The 17,551-nt window shown below is 30.7% G+C and carries 20 protein-coding genes and 1 riboswitch; of the genes, 11 read left to right on the forward strand and 9 right to left on the reverse strand.

Annotated features, from left to right (window positions below):
- Nucleotides 1-26: 26 nt before the first annotated feature.
- Both PYW35_RS04965 and PYW35_RS04970 read left to right on the forward strand, forming a co-directional pair.
- Nucleotides 27-416, forward strand: coding sequence for a hypothetical protein (locus tag PYW35_RS04965; protein WP_103323488.1), 390 nt, complete (start codon nt 27-29; stop codon nt 414-416).
- Nucleotides 417-470: 54 nt separating this feature from the next.
- On the forward strand, nt 471-1,103 hold the full coding sequence (locus tag PYW35_RS04970; RefSeq protein ID WP_103323489.1) for an HAD-IA family hydrolase: 633 nt from the start codon (nt 471-473) through the stop codon (nt 1,101-1,103).
- Here the strand turns inward: PYW35_RS04970 and PYW35_RS04975 are convergent.
- Entirely contained in the window at nt 1,094-1,780 is a 687-nt protein-coding gene (locus PYW35_RS04975) for a helix-turn-helix domain-containing protein (RefSeq protein WP_103323490.1), read from the reverse strand. The genes PYW35_RS04970 and PYW35_RS04975 overlap by 10 nt on opposite strands.
- Before the next feature lie 98 nt (nt 1,781-1,878).
- On the opposite strand from PYW35_RS04975, the gene PYW35_RS04980 reads away from it, so the two are divergent.
- Together PYW35_RS04980 and PYW35_RS04985 are read left to right on the forward strand one after the other, a co-directional pair.
- Entirely contained in the window at nt 1,879-2,334 is a 456-nt protein-coding gene (locus tag PYW35_RS04980) for a hypothetical protein (RefSeq protein WP_016913081.1), read from the forward strand.
- Nucleotides 2,335-2,355: 21 nt separating this feature from the next.
- Nucleotides 2,356-3,189: a DUF5996 family protein gene (locus PYW35_RS04985; protein ID WP_204107806.1), complete on the forward strand. Its 834-nt coding sequence runs from the start codon at nt 2,356-2,358 to the stop codon at nt 3,187-3,189.
- 241 nt (nt 3,190-3,430) lie between these two features.
- Here PYW35_RS04985 and PYW35_RS04990 read toward each other — a convergent pair whose 3' ends face one another.
- Nucleotides 3,431-3,886, reverse strand: coding sequence for a competence protein ComK (locus PYW35_RS04990; protein WP_103323491.1), 456 nt, complete (start codon nt 3,884-3,886; stop codon nt 3,431-3,433).
- A 73-nt stretch (nt 3,887-3,959) separates the two neighbouring features.
- Nucleotides 3,960-4,436, reverse strand: a complete 477-nt coding sequence (locus tag PYW35_RS04995; RefSeq protein ID WP_204107807.1) for a sigma-70 family RNA polymerase sigma factor — start codon at nt 4,434-4,436, stop codon at nt 3,960-3,962.
- A 287-nt stretch (nt 4,437-4,723) separates the two neighbouring features.
- Here PYW35_RS04995 and PYW35_RS05000 point away from each other — a divergent pair, with 287 nt between their 5' ends.
- Nucleotides 4,724-4,945: a hypothetical protein gene (locus tag PYW35_RS05000; protein WP_016912412.1), complete on the forward strand. Its 222-nt coding sequence runs from the start codon at nt 4,724-4,726 to the stop codon at nt 4,943-4,945.
- A gap of 186 nt (nt 4,946-5,131) precedes the next feature.
- The gene (gene sagB, locus PYW35_RS05005; RefSeq protein WP_016912411.1) at nt 5,132-6,070 is read left to right on the forward strand and encodes a peptidoglycan release complex glucosaminidase SagB; all 939 of its coding nucleotides are present in this window, start codon (nt 5,132-5,134) and stop codon (nt 6,068-6,070) included.
- Between the two features lie 67 nt (nt 6,071-6,137).
- Here the strand turns inward: sagB and PYW35_RS05010 are convergent, their stop codons facing one another.
- From PYW35_RS05010 to PYW35_RS05030, 5 genes are all read right to left on the reverse strand, one after another.
- A complete protein-coding gene (locus PYW35_RS05010) occupies nt 6,138-6,956 on the reverse strand; it encodes a DUF6612 family protein (RefSeq protein WP_103323200.1) in 819 nt (272 codons plus the stop codon).
- Nucleotides 6,957-7,125: 169 nt separating this feature from the next.
- Complete coding sequence (locus tag PYW35_RS05015; protein ID WP_016912409.1) at nt 7,126-7,815, reverse strand: ABC transporter permease; 690 nt, start codon at nt 7,813-7,815, stop codon at nt 7,126-7,128.
- Nucleotides 7,815-8,768, reverse strand: coding sequence for an osmoprotectant ABC transporter substrate-binding protein (locus tag PYW35_RS05020; protein ID WP_103323201.1), 954 nt, complete (start codon nt 8,766-8,768; stop codon nt 7,815-7,817). The genes PYW35_RS05015 and PYW35_RS05020 overlap by 1 nt, the downstream gene beginning before the upstream one ends.
- Nucleotides 8,769-8,783: 15 nt before the next feature.
- A complete protein-coding gene (locus tag PYW35_RS05025; RefSeq protein ID WP_103323202.1) occupies nt 8,784-9,419 on the reverse strand; it encodes an ABC transporter permease in 636 nt (211 codons plus the stop codon).
- Nucleotides 9,420-9,432: 13 nt separating this feature from the next.
- Nucleotides 9,433-10,581 (reverse strand): betaine/proline/choline family ABC transporter ATP-binding protein, encoded by a 1,149-nt coding sequence (locus tag PYW35_RS05030; RefSeq protein WP_103323203.1) that lies wholly within the window; start codon nt 10,579-10,581, stop codon nt 9,433-9,435.
- 258 nt (nt 10,582-10,839) lie between these two features.
- Here PYW35_RS05030 and PYW35_RS05035 point away from each other — a divergent pair, with 258 nt between their 5' ends.
- The 5 genes from PYW35_RS05035 (at nt 10,840) to ribH (ending at nt 16,079) form a co-directional block, all read left to right on the forward strand.
- A complete protein-coding gene (locus PYW35_RS05035; protein WP_204107808.1) occupies nt 10,840-12,354 on the forward strand; it encodes an FAD/NAD(P)-binding protein in 1,515 nt (504 codons plus the stop codon).
- Nucleotides 12,355-12,440: 86 nt separating this feature from the next.
- Nucleotides 12,441-12,573: riboswitch (FMN riboswitch) on the forward strand.
- Between the two features lie 147 nt (nt 12,574-12,720).
- The gene (gene ribD / locus PYW35_RS05040) at nt 12,721-13,767 is read left to right on the forward strand and encodes a bifunctional diaminohydroxyphosphoribosylaminopyrimidine deaminase/5-amino-6-(5-phosphoribosylamino)uracil reductase RibD (RefSeq protein WP_103323318.1); all 1,047 of its coding nucleotides are present in this window, start codon (nt 12,721-12,723) and stop codon (nt 13,765-13,767) included.
- 4 nt (nt 13,768-13,771) lie between these two features.
- Nucleotides 13,772-14,404, forward strand: coding sequence for a riboflavin synthase (locus tag PYW35_RS05045; protein ID WP_103323317.1), 633 nt, complete (start codon nt 13,772-13,774; stop codon nt 14,402-14,404).
- 8 nt (nt 14,405-14,412) lie between these two features.
- Entirely contained in the window at nt 14,413-15,588 is a 1,176-nt protein-coding gene (gene ribB, locus PYW35_RS05050; protein ID WP_275068759.1) for a 3,4-dihydroxy-2-butanone-4-phosphate synthase, read from the forward strand.
- Nucleotides 15,589-15,608: 20 nt separating this feature from the next.
- Nucleotides 15,609-16,079, forward strand: coding sequence for a 6,7-dimethyl-8-ribityllumazine synthase (ribH, locus tag PYW35_RS05055; protein ID WP_103323315.1), 471 nt, complete (start codon nt 15,609-15,611; stop codon nt 16,077-16,079).
- A 40-nt stretch (nt 16,080-16,119) separates the two neighbouring features.
- Here the strand turns inward: ribH and PYW35_RS05060 are convergent, their stop codons facing one another.
- Complete coding sequence (locus tag PYW35_RS05060; RefSeq protein ID WP_016911967.1) at nt 16,120-17,124, reverse strand: proline dehydrogenase family protein; 1,005 nt, start codon at nt 17,122-17,124, stop codon at nt 16,120-16,122.
- Nucleotides 17,125-17,551: the final 427 nt, after the last annotated feature.

Consider the following 17,551-nt stretch of genomic DNA (forward strand, 5'->3'; position numbering starts at 1 on the left):
GATGAAACGAGATGAGGTGAATAGCTTTGTTAAAAAATTTAGAATTATACAACGATAAAAAAAGTCGTAAACAAATAATTGATCAATTCTATAGTGGATTAAATCAAGAAAATATACATGAAGCTGTAACAAGTTTGGAAGAGAGAAAACATAAAGATTTTCCTCACGGCGCAGTATATTTTCAAAATGATTTATCTACAGAAAAACAAAATGATTTAAGCTTGAGCAAATTAGATGGTTTGTTTATAATCAATGAGGATGATACACAAAAAGGGGCAGTTATTCCTCTGCAAATCATTGTGCAATTTCTAGCTTCAAATAGAGAACAAATAGCACAAGAAAAAGCGCTGAGTCTAATTCAAATAGAGAATATTATCGACCGTTTAGAGTTGACGCTTAAATCAGAAGAACTATAATCAAATTAAGCCACGTTTAACGTGGCTTTTATTTTTTAGAATGGAGTGTAAAATATGTACGATGCAATAATATTCGATTTTGACGGTACAATTATAGATACAGAAATAAATTTATTTAACACTTTAAATAAACACATTAATGACAAGAATAATGAACCCATTAGTCTTGAGGAATACAAAGCTTCGATTGGCTCTGTCTCTAAAGAATTAGATCATAAAATCCTCACCGCTTTAGGCTCAGAATTAGCTTTAGAAGAAATGTTCAAAGATCATTATGAAGGAACAAAACGATTGCCTATGAAACCAGTAGTGAAAGAATTGGTAGAATACGGTCACCAAAATCAAATCAAAATGGGTATAGCAACAAGTAGTTATAAAGAACACATTATGCCAAACGTTTTAAGATTAGAATTAGATAAATATATAGATGTCGTCAAAGGACGTGAAGATGTCGCGTTTGTAAAACCAAATCCAGAATTATATATTCAGGCTGCTCATGAACTAAATGTTAAACCTAGTAAATGCTTAGCTATTGAAGATACTACAAATGGTGCCAAAGCTGCAATTGACGCTGGCATGGATGTTATTGTCATTACTCATGACATAACAGAAGATTTGAATTTTGATTCGTTAGACCTATTGCATAAAAATATAGAAGCTAAAGACATTATTAATCTTTATTTATAATGTTTGAAGAAAGCATGTCGTTGTCTAAATGCATGTGGCGTTATGTTTCGATATTTTTTAAATACTTTTGTAAAATGAGCTTGATCGTAAAATCCAAATTCAGTAGCAATATGTGCAATGGATTTTTGAGGATTGTTAAGTAATTCAACTGAAGCATCAAATAATCTGCGGCGTTTAATATTTGTGTAGTTTAAACTATATGGTTGTTGATGGATTGTTTGAGATGAGTATATATCAAATGCTTTTCGAATATTCTCTTGTAGAAGATAGAGTAATGTGTTGATACTATATGATATTTCAGTACTTAAACTGGAGTCTTTAAAAGGTGAATATTTAGCTAAAAGGTTTAAATGATATTGAGTTATATACTCATTTTTAGAAAAAGGTAAATTAGTATAATCTTTTGAAATGAGGTTATTGTATAGATTATTGGCGATCGTATAAATGAGAAGATAGTTTAAGCTTATTATTTTTACATCGCCATTTAAAGCATTGATATAACTATATTCATCAAAAGGTACGATGCTATAAAAGCCTTTTTTTACATAAGAATATTTATTGAGTGAATAGTAGAATACTTGGATTTCTCCATCTGTTACATAGAGTAGTGATAAGTTTTCACAATTATAAATACATGAATACTCTTTGTTTAGATTATACACTTGAAACGAAAACATAATATCAAATCCTTCATAGTCTGATTTAAGAAAAATTAACAACGCTTACTTTATTTAATGTTATAATTAAAATATTAATGACTTTTTAGAGGTGTACAATGAATAATGAACAATACAAAGCCATTGTTTATAAAAAATTATGGTTCATAAATAAAAAAGAAAAAAATAGAGCTCATGAAAAGTTGAATAGCACTGATCAAGAACTTTTATATGAAAAATATGGTAAACCAAGCAAATTTGTTAATCATTTTGTAGAAAATGAAATTATAGATAAGGCTGCTCCACCAAGTAGTTTATATAAAATCATAACTTTAGGTGGATTGTTGTTCGGTAATGTATTGATGGCAGGTATACTTATTACTGCTACGTTATTAATATTGGGGACGTTCACTTTATATTTCACTAAATCCATGAGCGAAGCATTGACTTTACAATTATTATATCTCGTTATCGGTTTAGTATTGTTGTTCATAGGATATAAAGGGATTAAGTGGATTAATGCTTATTTTACTAGGCGTTTACTTATAGCTAGAAGATTTAAAGATATTACGTAGATTAACTAGGGGGGTTCATAGATGAGCTTGTTATATTTTGATGAATGGCGTGATACACGTGCAACAATAAGGTATATCGCACAAATTATGGGGAAATGTTGTTTAACTGTAAAACAACCTGAACTATTGTATAAACACGTGATGTTAACCGTTAATCAAGTTGGGTTATCTACAGGCGTATTAAAAAAAGACAATCATGAATTTGAAATCACTTTAGATTTATTAGATCAGCTATTAGTAGTTAAAGTAGATGGTAAAGAAGAAACGATCATCGTTAAATCTGGACGAACAATAAAAGAATATTATGATTTTGTGTTTGATACGTTATTGGATAATGATATTGAAATTAAAATTAATACGAAACCTTACCATATTCCTTACGAAAAAACATTGGATAAAGATGATAAAGAACGAACATTTAATCCTAAAACTGCTTACCATGCATTAAGGTTGATGCAACAAGCTCAATATGATCATTATCAATTTTTACATTCAAGAAATATTAAAGATGTAAAAACAGGATTATTTTGGGATAAATTTGATGTAACATCTATATTTTATGTAGAAGGTAATCATGAATATACAGTTTCACTATGCTATTACTTTGGGGATAAATATAGAGAGTCTCCTTATTATGTTATTAAGATTAATCCATTTAAGCAAGATAAAATTAACTTAAAACAAGTAGAACCATCGTATGCAGAATACAATGGTAAAGATGGTAGCTTTTTAATTTATGAAGAAGACTTAGAAAGTATTATAAGAAGAGACGAAATGTTGCTTACTTTCTTTAACAGCGCATATCAAGCATTGTTATCAGGCGTGAGTAGTAAACTGTCACATCATGAAAAATAAAAAAAATGATTCCGGATATAAATGTCGTAAACTCTAATGATTTTGTAAAGTGCGGACGCCCGGGGGAATAGTATGAGTGAGAGACTACAGGCTCGAGCCATACCCCCAGGCAAGCATGCACGAACAAAATCGTAGGTTTTATAAAAAACAACTCATTTCTAGCTGAATAAATCAGTGAAATGAGTTGTTTTTTATTTTGAGAAAGGGAATAATGTCCTAGGATTTTTCAGCGAATGAAGCATCATGAGTTGAATATGTGATGCTTTTGATGTTGTAGCAGTCTTAATGATTCTCCCATTTTTCTGCTTATAGTATGGAAATCATGACAAATAACTTTTGAGGTATTATTGATAAACAGAAGCCTCGTATAACATTTATACGCTTCAATATTTGTGATGTGTTTACTATTTATGAGCATATAATGAATATGATTTTTAGCACTCGTTGGAAATAGAACAAAGTCTTGAGTAGCATAAATCATGATAGGAATAAGCTTAGAAATTCTGAGAACGTATTTTGCGTATTGTTCTCTAGTCTTCATGCTAGCACCTTCAATTTTTAAAGCATCATTTATAAGTAGATGAATTGAAAGGTTCGTATTGAGGATTGATTGATCTAAATATTCGATTTGGAATTTATATTGAGGATCTTCTGATTGTTTAATGATTGTCATATTCGGATTGATTTTGGATATCATATAGCCACCCCTAAATATCATTATACTAAATGAACAAAATAGGTGATTGTAAAAAGAAGTTATATCGTTGTAACTAAAATAAATAATGTGACTTTAATTTGTTTCTAGCATTTTTTCTATAATATTTAATAGTAGATTCACTTTTATCCATATATATTGCAATTTCTTGCGTAGAAAAACCTTGTAACGTTAAATTAAACCACGTGAGTTCCTCAGGTGATAAAAATTCAAGCATACTATACAATTCACAATGATAATGTTCGACATAACTTTGATCGAGCATAATATTGTCCGAAGTAGGAATGAAGCGGTCCATTTCTTTGCTGTATTTTCTAATACAATCAATTAAGTAAAACTTTAGTTTAGTATAAATATATTTATCCATCGCATTTGTTTTTAACTCATCAAAAGTTTGTAATAACTCCCATAGTTTTATAAGCATGAGTTGAAAATAATCATCATAAGCATATTTTATATTGTAACGATGCAATAAATAATGTATCATCTTTTCATATTTCATATAGTAGTGATTAAAATTATTGTTTTCCATGTTGTCCTTTGAGGTGAGCATGCACACAATTATTTCCGGATAGAAGTATTGTAAGTGATAATAAAAAAGCTTTAAAATTTGTGATTAATGATAAAATCGAAGTAAAATAACAATAGTTGTAATAAATACAACCAATATTATAAAAAAGTGCATTTAAAGTTACGAATATCAAGAAAATAAGTGCTGAAAATATAGATTTAAATGATTTACAATTCTTATATAAACGTGTATATTTGGGTATATATGGACATATGTTTTATTGGGGCAAAGATTAGGAGGCTCATCATATGGATTACGAACATCTAAATTTGGAACATTTTTTTGCAAGAAACAATGAATTAAATAAAATTAGAGATAATGCAGATTTTGTTATGATTAATAATGTAAACAGATTTATGAATTATAGAAATGGCGAAGAAGAAGGAACGATAAACCTTAGTCATTATAACTATAAAAATAGATCAGCAGCAATGTCATTTATATTTATGGATTACACACCGTATAAATAAGCAAACATACTTTTAAAGCATGTTTGCTTTTTTTGTTGAAATATAATAGTAATTAAAACGTAACATATTTATTTTTGAATAATAAGTAGTAATCCTATAGAATATAGAGAGTGAACTTTTTGCGATTATAAAAACAAGTTAATAGATTATAATTGGTCGTTGGTTTACAAATTTTGAGGTGAAACGATGAAAAATGCCAGGCTAGAAACAATTAAGAATATAGTTGTATTATTATTAGTTTTATCAATTATTGTTGGCCTGTTTTATTATTTGATTTCAGATCATTTGAAGTTTTATGAAGTAGATAAACAAGAAGATAATGTCGAAGTACCATTAACTTTAAGTAAAGCAGTAAATAAACAATATAAAAATGATACTAGAATGCAAGTAGCAACAGAGTCAGGCAATTGGAAAAACGCTTCGAGAAGTGAAATTCATGAAGTGATGGATGTAGAAAAAATCTTGAACGATGAAAAGCAAGTCTATCAATTCTTGAATCTATCAGAATATCAAGGTATTGAAGAAAAAAGAATACATCATATGCTAAGAAAACAAGAAGTACTTGAGCAATATACAACAGAATTTTTAAAAGCAGCGAAGAAAGAGCATGTGAACGAAGTGTATTTAATTTCTCACGCTATTTTAGAAACTGGTAATAACAACAGTGAGTTAGCGAACGGAGTATTACTTACGGATAAAGGTAAAGTAACGAAGTCCAAAGAGAAATCTGATGGTAAAAAGTACTATAATTTTTATGGTGTAGGTGCATTGGATAATGATCCAATTGGAACTGGTGCTAGATATGCTAAAAAACGTGGCTGGGATTCGCCACAGAAAGCCATTTCTGGTGGTGCTAAATTTATACACGATCATTATCTATCTAATCCAGAACAAAATACACTATATAGTATGAGATGGAATCCAGAGAAACCAGGCGTCCATCAATATGCTACAGATATTAAGTGGGCTCAAAGTAACGCGCGTATCATTGCAGACTTCTATAACGAGCTGAAGACAGAAGGGAAGTACTATATCGTTTATAAATATAAAGATACAGACAAGAACCTTTCGGTAAAAGCTTTAGATGCAAAGCTTGATAAAATAGAAAAACAAAAACAAAAATAAAGACCAAGTAAAAAGAGCGTAAATTCTTAAAAAGATAAGAATTTACGCTCTTTTATATTGTTTAAAATTATGAAGCTTTGTCTGAACTGCTACCTGATGAAGGTGAGTTTGAAGAACCGCCTTGTAAGTCTTCAATTTTCTTAGCATCTTTCGCTTCGTCTGGAATTTTAATTTCATCGATATCATTTAGTTTGTCATAAGTGACATTTGTTTTCATATTCGCTGTTTCATCATCTTTAGTTAATTTTGCATTAAGCTTATATGAATCAATTTCACTATCTTTATTTACTTTTAATATTGCTTTACCTGAGACTTTATCAACTTCAGATTCAAATTGTTTAAGTTGGTCTTTGTTTCCTGAAGCATTCGCTAATTTAGTGAAATCTTCTTTGTTTTTGATGTTGTATGTAAGTTCATATCCATCATCAACTTTTTTAGCTTTAGCGTCTTTAAATGCACTTAAAGTTTTAGCGTATTTTTCATAATTTAACTGATCTAATGAGCTATCTATGTTCATGTTTTCAATTTGTGATGAAAGGTCTACCCATTGATCATCAACTTTTGCTAACATTTTTTTACCTTGAACATAAATCGTCATTTTTTGACCTGCTTGATCCATATTTAATTTTGCTGTGTTTTTTTCATCGACATCCATGCCAACTTTAACAGCTTGACCTTCTTGATCTTTAGCAGAAACTTTAATGTTGTTATCAGTATGATAACTTTTTACATCTTTAGCATTGCTTTGTAAGTCTTTTACAACTTGACTAGAACTCTTTGTTTCTTCTTTCTTCTCAGATTTATTATCTGAATCAGATCCATTTCCACAAGCTGCTAATATTAATGATGAAGATAAAAATAAACTACCTAATATTCTAAATTTCATTTTACTTCCTCCTTTTATTTAAACAATGTTAACATTAAGCATTTATTAATAGCAAAGTTTTGTATAATGACCTTTGCTATTAATAAAAGTTATTTAATTTTTTTCTTAGGTGAAAGTAATAAAATAGCAATTATTGCTACAATAACTTTAAATAAAAATTTCATTTTAATCACTCCGAAAGTGTTTGAGGTTGTGGTCCTTTTTGTTTTCTCTTAGTTGGATCAAGCTTTTTCTCTATATATCCTAATAGTAAATCACTTAATACTGCTAATAAAGCAGTAGGTATTGCACCTGCTAAAATAAGTGATGTACCGTCCGTAGCATTTGTACCTCTAATGATAATATCACCAAGTGTTGATGATCCTATAAATGAACCAATTGCTGTAACACCAATTGCAATAACAAATGCAATTCTTATGCCACCAATCATGACTGATAATGAAAGGGGGAGTTCGACCATTGTCAAAATTTGTTTAGACGTCATACCCATTCCTTTACCGGCATCTTTTATACTTGCATCTACATTATTAATACCTGTATAAGTATTTTTAATGATTGGAAGCAATGCGTATAAAAATACTGTCATAACAACAGTGTTAGCGCCAAGACCCATTACGAGCATTAAAATTGCGAGAAGTGCAAGGGCTGGTACGGTTTGAATGATGTTCGCTATAGAAATAACAAAACCTGACAACTTGGAATATCTAGCAATAAAAATTCCAATAGGTATACCTATTATAACCGCAAATAGTACACCATAAACTGAAATGAGTAAATGATTTAGAAACAGTTGAAATATATATCCGCCATTTGTTGAATAATAACTTACTAATTGTGACCATACATTACCATCAACCATTATGACTCACCATCCTTTTCATCATCAAAATAATTGTTCTTCTCTAAAAATTCTTCCGCAACTACAGCAGGTTCTTTAAGGTTATTGTCTGCTTCATAGTTTAATTTTTGCATTTGTTCAGTCGAAATTTTTCCTTTTAATTTGTTCATAGCACGATCTACATATGGTTTTTCTTTAATTAAAGATTTTGAAACTAATGGACTTGCGTCATAAGGTGGGAAGAATTTTAAATCATCTTCTAGTACAACTAAATCATAACTTGCAATTCTACCATCTGTTGTATAACCTAACACGACGTCCATTTTACCTGTGTTGAGTGCATCATATACTAAACCTATTTGCATCGGTCTTGTACGTTTAAAGTCAAAGCCATATTTTTCTTTAAACGCTGGATATCCGTCACCTGGACGTTTCATCCAAGATGAATCGACGCCTGCTTCTAACTTATTCGCAACTTTTTTCATATCTGAAACTTTTTTAAGATTGTACTTTTTTGCAGTTTCTTTAGTAACTATCATGGCATAAGTGTTTTCGAAGCCGTATGATCCATACCATTTTTGATCATAATCTTTATCAAAAGCATTTCTAACTACATTTAATGCTTTTTCACGATCAGTTATAGGATCTTTACCTAATGCGCCCGTTAAATCTGTTCCAGTATATCTAGCACTTGAAATGTTAACGTCGCCACTGTTCTGTGCATTAAATGTCACTGTTGATGAACCTAAATTATTTATAAGTTGAATATTTTTTTCAGTAACATTATCTTTTTTTGCTTCATGTTCAATCATCAGTTTATCTATATGTCCTACTATTTGTGATTCACTCGTATTTTGCATGCCAATCTTTATTGAATTTTTATCACCTGAAGCTCCAAGGAAAGGTAAGGAACATCCAGATAAAATGACTGATAAAGCCATGATTGGCAATAACAATTTAAAATATCTTTTCATGTTTCTACTTCCTCCTTATCTTGAAACCTTTAATCCTTTAGGTGTTACCCAATATTCTATTTTAGATAGTACAAAGTCCATAATAAGTGCAATTAATGTAACGCTTATAGCACCACCAATGATTAGATCAGGTTGGTATAAATTTAAACCATTAAAAATAAAGTCACCTAAACCACCGGCGCCGATGAAACTCGCTAATGTTGCCCAGCTAATTGCATAAACACTCGATAAGCGAACACCACTCATAATAACTGATATAGCTAATGGTAATTCAATCATGTACATCTCTTGAAACTTAGTCATACCCATACTTAATCCTGCTGCTTTTACATTTTCATCTACATTATTTATGCCTATAAAAGTGTTGTTTAAAATAGGTAATAATATATAAATGAATAGTGCGAGTATTGCAGGTAGTTTACCTACACCTAAGAAAGGTATCATTAAAGCTAATACTGCTAATGAAGGGACTGTTTGTAGAACACTAGCTATAGATAATACCACTTTGGCAAGCGTTTTAGTTCTCGTTAACAATATGCCTAAAGGTATCGCTACAAGAATAGCTAATAGTAAAGCGAATAATGAAATATAGAAGTGTTCTAGTGTTTTTTGTATAAGTTCATTCCCATTAACTTGTAAAAATTCAATCACTAATATTCACTCCTTATTGTATTTCATTCTTTTGTGCTTCTTCTTCTGATAATCCCCAAATTGAATCGTAAACGATATCTACTAAACTAGATCTTGTAATAACGCCTTTTATGTAATAATGATTGTCCACGACAGGAATTAACCTAACATTTCGTTTTAGTATTGTACGTACAGAATCTTGAAGCATCGTACCAGTTTTTACAGTGTATATATCACGATGCATAATATCTATGATGTCAGAACCTTTACGATAACCTTCATTTAAATCTTCAACATCAAGATAACCAACCAGTTTACCTTTATCGTTTGTAACAAATAGCGTATCGACACGTCTATCTCTCATAACTGTTACAGCTTCATCGATTGTTTTCTCAGAAGTAATTGTGATAGGACTCTTCATAGCATCGTCAACAACTCTTAAGTTAGGTCTGTCTTGGATTAATCTGTTTTGTCCAATAAATTCACGAACAAAATCGTTTGCAGGGTTTTTTAAAATATTATTAGGTGTATCAAATTGAATGATTTCACCTTCAGACATAATGCAAATCCTGTCAGCTAATTTAATCGCTTCATCCATATCATGTGTTACAAATATAATCGTTTTGCCTAATTTTTGTTGCAATGTTTTAACAAGGTCTTGCAACGTGTCTCTTGTAATAGGGTCTAAAGCCCCAAATGGTTCATCCATTAAAATGATATCTTGGTCAGCAGCCAAAGCTCTTACAACACCAATACGTTGTTGTTGACCCCCAGATAATTGAGTAGGATATAAATCTAAATAAGACTCAGGCAAGTCAACGAGTTTAATAAGTTCTTTTGCTTTTTTCTCTTTATCTTCCTTACGCCATTTAAGTAGTTTCGGAACTAAAACGATATTTTCACGAATGGTCATATGAGGCATTAATCCGATTTGTTGGATAACATAACCTATATTTCTTCTTAAATTCACTGAGTTCATTTTACTTAAATCTTTTCCGTTTAACGTGATAGTACCACTCGTAGGTTCTATCATACGGTTGATCATTCTTAATGCAGTAGTTTTCCCGCTACCACTAGTGCCGATAAATGCTATAAATTCCCCAGTTTCAACTTCCATGTTGATACTGTTTACAGCTTTTTTACCGCCACGATAAACTTTAGTCAAATCTTGTATAGATAACATAACACTTCTCCTTTTTCAAAAATTCAAAATATTAACGCTTACAATTATAACATATTTGTTGCATAATTATAAAAGCTACTCCCAACACGATCATTATGTTTATCGTTATTTGAAAAAAGGAATATTTACGTAAATGCGCGATTATGCGAATCAAAATTATGATAAATTTATATAAAGAGAGATTTTTGTTTGTGAGTTCATTTTTTGTATATGCTTAATTTTGCATATCATACGTTTTAAATTATGGAGGCGATTAATTTGAAAGTTGCAATTATTGGTATGGGAACAGCAGGCGTTAGTACGCTCAATCAATTATCCAAGCATAAAAAATTTAAAAATATAACTGTAGATATTTTTGATAGTGCTGAAGATATGGGAATGGGGAAGCCATTTCAAAATGACAGTGATAGATTATTGATTAATTTACCTGCAAATCAAATGTCTTTAAATCCAAATAATGAAAAAGATTTTAAGAAATGGTATAAGAAAAATGATGAATTTGATTATGGTAAAGCTAAATATTTACCTAGATTAGTATTTGGTCATTATATGAAATCTATCTTAAATGATTTATTGGATAAGCATGATAATATTTTTGTTCATAAACATAAAGTAGATAGTTGTTATGTAGAAGAAATTAAAGATGAACGTGGACAATATAAAATAGATGTTTGTTATATAGAAGATGATGAAGCGGTTTGTCAAAAATATGATTATGTATTTTTAACAATGGGCATGTTACCTTACAAAGATCCATACGGTTTATCAGGGATAGAAGGGTATATTGAATCACCTTATCCAACTACTCAAGCTTTACGTAATGTGAAAGAAAAAGATGATATCGCAATTTTAGGTACAGGACTAAGTTCTATAGATGTCATTAGATATGTTATGGAGAATCATAAACGATTACCTATTGTGGTGACATCTAGAAGTGCACAATTTCCTACTGTACGTGGTATTAAACATGAAATTAATCTGAAATATATTAACGACAAATCTATTGAGAAATTGCAAAAAACGCATAAAGGTATGGCGCCTTTAAAAGAAGTAGAAAAATTATTTGAAAAAGAATGCAATTATCAAAATATTAACTTGCATAAGATGCTGTACCGATTTAAGAAAGATAATGTTTATAATCTGAAATATGATTTGAAACACGAAGATGAAGTAGGGCATTTTCAATCTTTCGTTGAAGAAGTAAAACATCATATGATTCCAATTTGGAATGCCATGACCATTGATGATAAAACGATATTTTTAGAAAAATATGGCCAACATTTCAAGCGCAATACTAATCCTATGCCTCAATCTTCAGCTAAACAATTAATTGAATGGATTGAAAATGGTGATATTGTCGTCAAAGAAGGTTTGGAAAATGTGCGAAAATACTATGGTAAATTTAGATTGAAATATAAAGGTATAGAAAAAGAAGATCGTTACCATTATGTGATCAATGCGACAGGACCGAAAAAGAATTTATCAGAGTTAAGTGAAGATGAACATTTTATAAAAGGTTTAGAAAACAAACAAATAATTGCTGCGCATCCATTTGGAGGCATTCTTGTATTACCATATTCAAATGAAGTTATCAGTCCGAAGTTTGGCACAATGCCTAATTTAAAAGTAATAGGTCAATTAACGAGTGGGGTAAACTTTGATGCGAATGGTGTTTCATTATTAGTAGATCAATCGGTTAGAGCAGTAAATGATTTATATATTGAATTAAAAGAAAGAAAAAATACTCAAAAGATTCAATCTAAAAAGAAATAAATATATAAGAATCTTCATTTGTAATTCTTAGTTAAATGGTATAGAATGACTACATCAGTGATTACTGATGCATATAATTAAATAAGATATTCTTTCGGGGCAGGGTGAAATTCCCAACCGGCGGTATTAAAGCCCGCGACCCATAAATGAAATTTTGTTTATGGCTGATTCAGTGTAATTCTGAAGCCGACAGTATAGTCTGGATGGGAGAAAGAATAAACGACAGCGTATTTATACGTTTATTTCGTTATATTAAAATGTTAATGTCTTTAATCATAAAGGCTTATTTCTTGATACATTTTTTACTCCCAACCACCGAAAAAATTAATTTTTTGGTGGTTTTTTTTAATTTTAGGAGGAAGTTAAATGAATCAATATTTAGATTTTGCTATAGACTTAGCAGAACGTTTGCAAGGTCAGACCGCAACGAACCCTTCAGTAGGAGCTGTAATCGTTAAAAATAATAGAATTATTGGATTCGGTGCACATTTAAAAAAGGGTGAAGCTCACGCAGAAATACAAGCTTTAAAAATGGCAGGTGCTGAAGCAACTGATGCAACAATATATGTGTCGTTAGAACCTTGTTCGCATTATGGCTTAACACCACCATGTTCTAAAGCAATTATAGATAGTGGTATTACTTCAGTAGTATATGCAGTAAAAGATGGTTCTCTTAAATACAGTGGACACGATATGTTACAAGAAGCCGGCATTGAAGTAACTTACGAACCAACGGAAAGAGCACAAGCTTTATACAATGACTTTTTTCATCAGCAAGAAACGAAATTACCTCATATAACAGTAAAAGTTTCTACAAGTTTAGATGGGAAAGTAGCAACTGATAACAACGAAAGTAAATGGATTACTTCTAAAGAAGTGAAACAAGATGTTTTGAAACTAAGAAGTCAACATGATGCCATCATGACTGGTGGTATGACGGTTCGAATAGATAATCCTTTATTAACTACTAGAAGTAAAGGGTTAAAAGAACCAAAACGTTTCGTCTTAACACGTCAATCAGAATTTGATGACAACTTGGATATCTTTAAAGATCATGATAATCCTGTAGTTGTGATAACAGAAGGTTCCGATTTTGAAGTGAAAGAAAACCAAAACATCGAAGTTGTTCATAAAGATTTATCGAATCTAAAAAATGTTCTAAAACATTTATATGATGCTGGATATGCACAAGTTATGGTAGAAGCAGGGCCAAAACTTGTAAGTGAATTTATCGAACAAGATTTAGTAGACCAATTGATTATTTATCAAGCCCCGAAAATGATTGGTGGTCAAGGGAAATATCAATATTATCGAACAGATGATGTTTACCCATTATCCAATAGCAAGTTATTTAAAATTATATCAACAGAAATCATTGGTGGAGATCTTAAAATAATTTTAAGAAAGAAGTGACAAGATGTTCACAGGAATAATCGAAACAGTTGGTGTAATAAAAAACGCAACGACACAAAGTGGTGTTAAGACTTTAATAATTGAAGCTCCTGAAATAACTGATGATTTATCTCTTGGTGATTCAGTAGCAATAAACGGCGTTTGCTTAACAGTTACTGAAAGACAAGCATCAATATTTAAAGTAGAAGTTATTACAGGTACAATCTCTGTCACATATTTAGAGCACTTAAAAACAAATGATAAAGTAAACCTTGAAAGAGCGATGTTAGCTAATGGTAGATTTGGTGGTCATTTTGTAAGTGGTCATGTAGATGGTAAAGGTGTCATAAAACATATCTCTAAAAGAAAAGATGAATGGATAATTGAAATAGCAACTGACGCACAATTGTTAGGACAAATGATTGATAAAGGTTCTATAACAGTTGATGGCGTTAGTTTAACGATATTTAAATTGTATCAGCACAAATTTGAAATTCATTTAATACCTGAGACAAGAGAGCGTACCGTTTTTGTTCATAAAAAACAAGGTGATGAAGTCCATATCGAAACAGATTTATTGTTTAAATATGTCCAAAAAATAACGCATCAAAATAACTCGAATTTATCACAAGAGAAATTATTAAATCTAGGATTTTAGGAGGCTTTATAATGTTTGATAATGTTGAAGATGCTATAGAAGAATTAAAGCACGGTAAACCAATCATTGTAGTAGATGATGAAGATAGAGAAAATGAAGGTGACCTTATAGCAATATCTGAATATTTAACAGCAGATACAATTAATTTTATGGCTACTCATGCTAGAGGGTTAATATGTGCGCCTGTCAGCCGAGGCATAGCTGAACAATTAAATTTAAACTTAATGACTGAAACAGGAGATAAGTTTAAGACAGCATTTACTGTAAGTGTTGACCATGTGTCTTCTACAACAGGTATAAGTGCTTTTGAAAGAACCGACACTATAAAAGGTCTTATTGAAGAAACGTCACCAAGTGCATTTGTGAAACCTGGACATGTTTTTCCATTAATCGCTCAAGATAATGGTGTGCTTGAAAGAGTAGGGCATACTGAAGCATGTGTTGATTTAGCAAAATTATCAGGTGCTAAACCTGCTGGCGCTATTTGTGAAATTATGAATGATGATGGCACAATGGCTAAAAGAGAAGATTTATATCAATTTAAACTTAAACATCAATTAAAAATGATTACGATAGAAGCACTCGTACAATTCAGAAAAAGAAATGATCAAATTATAAAATTCGAATCAAAAGTTCAATTACCAACAGCTTTCGGTGAATTTGATATGTATGGTTTTACATCTGAATTAGATCAAAAGGAATATTTAGCGATAAGTGCTGGCAAAATAGAAAATGGTATGAATGTTCGCATACATTCTGAATGTGTAACAGGAGATATTTTCCATAGTGCGAGATGTGATTGTGGTGAACAATTAGAATATTCTATGAAATATATACAAGAACACGGTGGTATGATTTTATATCTACCTCAAGAAGGTCGCGGTATAGGATTGATTAACAAGCTTAAAGCGTATGAATTAATTGAACAAGGTTACGATACGATATCTGCTAATAAAGCTTTAGGGTTTGAAGCGGATTTAAGAGATTATACTGAAGCTAGTCAAATATTGAAATACTTTAATATAGAAGAAATACAACTTATCAGCAATAATCCTGATAAATTTAATCAAATTGAAGAGCTCGGTATTAGCATTACAAATAGGGTGCCGGTCGTTATGAAACCAAATGAAACAAATGAATCTTATATGAATACAAAAAAAGACCAAATGGGTCACTTATTATAAAAAGAATGGGGCAAATTAAAATGAACTTTGAAGGTAAAATGAACGGATCAGAATTAAAAGTAGCAATAGTAGTGAGTAGATTTAACGATTTTATTACAGGACGCTTATTAGATGGTGCTAAAGATACATTAGTACGACACAATGTAGAAGAAGATAACATTCATGTTGCATACGTTCCAGGTGCATTTGAAATTCCATTAGTTGCTAAAAAATTAGCTAAGTCAGGTAAATATGATGCTGTTGTTACATTAGGCTGTGTTATTCGTGGTGCTACAACACATTATGATTACGTATGTAATGAAGTGGCTAAAGGCATATCTAAAGTAAACGATGAAACAGAAGTGCCGGTTATCTTTGGCGTTGTTACTACTGAAACAATCGAACAAGCTATTGAAAGAGCGGGTACTAAAGCAGGTAATAAAGGCGGAGATGCTGCATTAGCTACAATTGAAATGGCTAACTTGCTTAAAAATATTGAAAGCCAAGTATAAATTATAAAAGCGACAAACATATGTTTGTCGCTTTTATGCATTATTTTTTCTTTAACAATGAGATGCCACCTACGATTAAAATAGAAACACCAGCTAGTAGTGTTGCTCCAAATGCAATTTTGCCTTTGTTTTTCTTATTAAAGATATCTAATAGCATTAAGTTAATATTTTGTGGTCTTTCTGCTAAACGTCTCATGAAATATCCGAACCAATCTTGCCCGAATGGAACATACATACAGAAGTTATAACCTTCACTAGCTATTTGATACGCATAATCTGTTCTGAATCCAAATAACATTTGAAATTCAAAGGAATTTCTATCTATATTATTATCTTTTACAAATTGTTTAACATGATTAATGATATTATGATCGTGTGTTGCAATGGATGTGAAAGCTTTAGCAGTTAGCAGTCGTCTTTCAATTAATTTAATATAATTTTGGTCGATTTCTTCTTTAGTTTGGTATGCAATATGTGAAGCTTCTTTATATGCACCTTTTACTAAACGTAATCTGACGTCTGAATATTTTTCCATGATATTCATTGAATCGTATAAATAAGCTTGGATAACAGTACCGACATTTTTAAATTCACCTTTAAGTCTATCAATTATTTCAGTAATACCTACTAAATCTTCAAACTTTTCAGCATCTATGTTAACGAATGTATTCCCGTATTCATGTGCTTTTAATAAAATTTCTCTTGTATTTTGATAGGCAAATTCTCTATCAATATTGAGGCCTAATTGCGTTAGTTTGATTGAAACATGCGCATCAATATTTGCATTATAATTTCTTCGCATAATTTCGACGATGTTTTGTTGTGCTTCTAATGCTTCTTGACGAGATGTAACGAATTCTCCTAAATTATCTAACGTACATGATATTCCCTTCATATTTAATTTTTCAACTGTCTCGATTGTTGAATCAATATCAACTCCCGCTACTACCTTGTTTGCACCGAGTGCAGGACCCATTCTCTTAGCTGATTCATTCATGAATTTATTGTTAGATAATGCAATAAAAATATCTTTTACGACAGGCATAGCAAGTCCTCCTTAATGATATATGTAATTTCTTATATTTTATCATGGAAACAATGAATTAGTTAAGCGTTTACATTTTGAATATAATGTAAAAATATTCATTTAATGAATTCTAACACAAAAAATAACCCCTTTAAAAGGAGTTTACTTATTTACCTGTTCATATGTAGGTGAAATTGGTTCGGCAGCGATACTCATTGCATGTGGAAGAAGTGTAAGTATTAACATTGATATAAGTAGTTTTTTAAAGAAATGCATTTGATCATGCTCCTTTAAATAGTGTCGTTGATTACAGTTTCAATATAACATCATTATATGAAGTGATTGCTAATTCAATGTAAAGTTTCAATATGCATTAATATTAATTTAATGTTAAGAAAAGCGATAAATCTTTAAAGTTTCTTAATAATTATAAGGGTTTTATCAT

The sequence above is a fragment of the Mammaliicoccus vitulinus genome, from assembly GCF_029024305.1.
GTDB classification, from domain to species: domain Bacteria; phylum Bacillota; class Bacilli; order Staphylococcales; family Staphylococcaceae; genus Mammaliicoccus; species Mammaliicoccus vitulinus.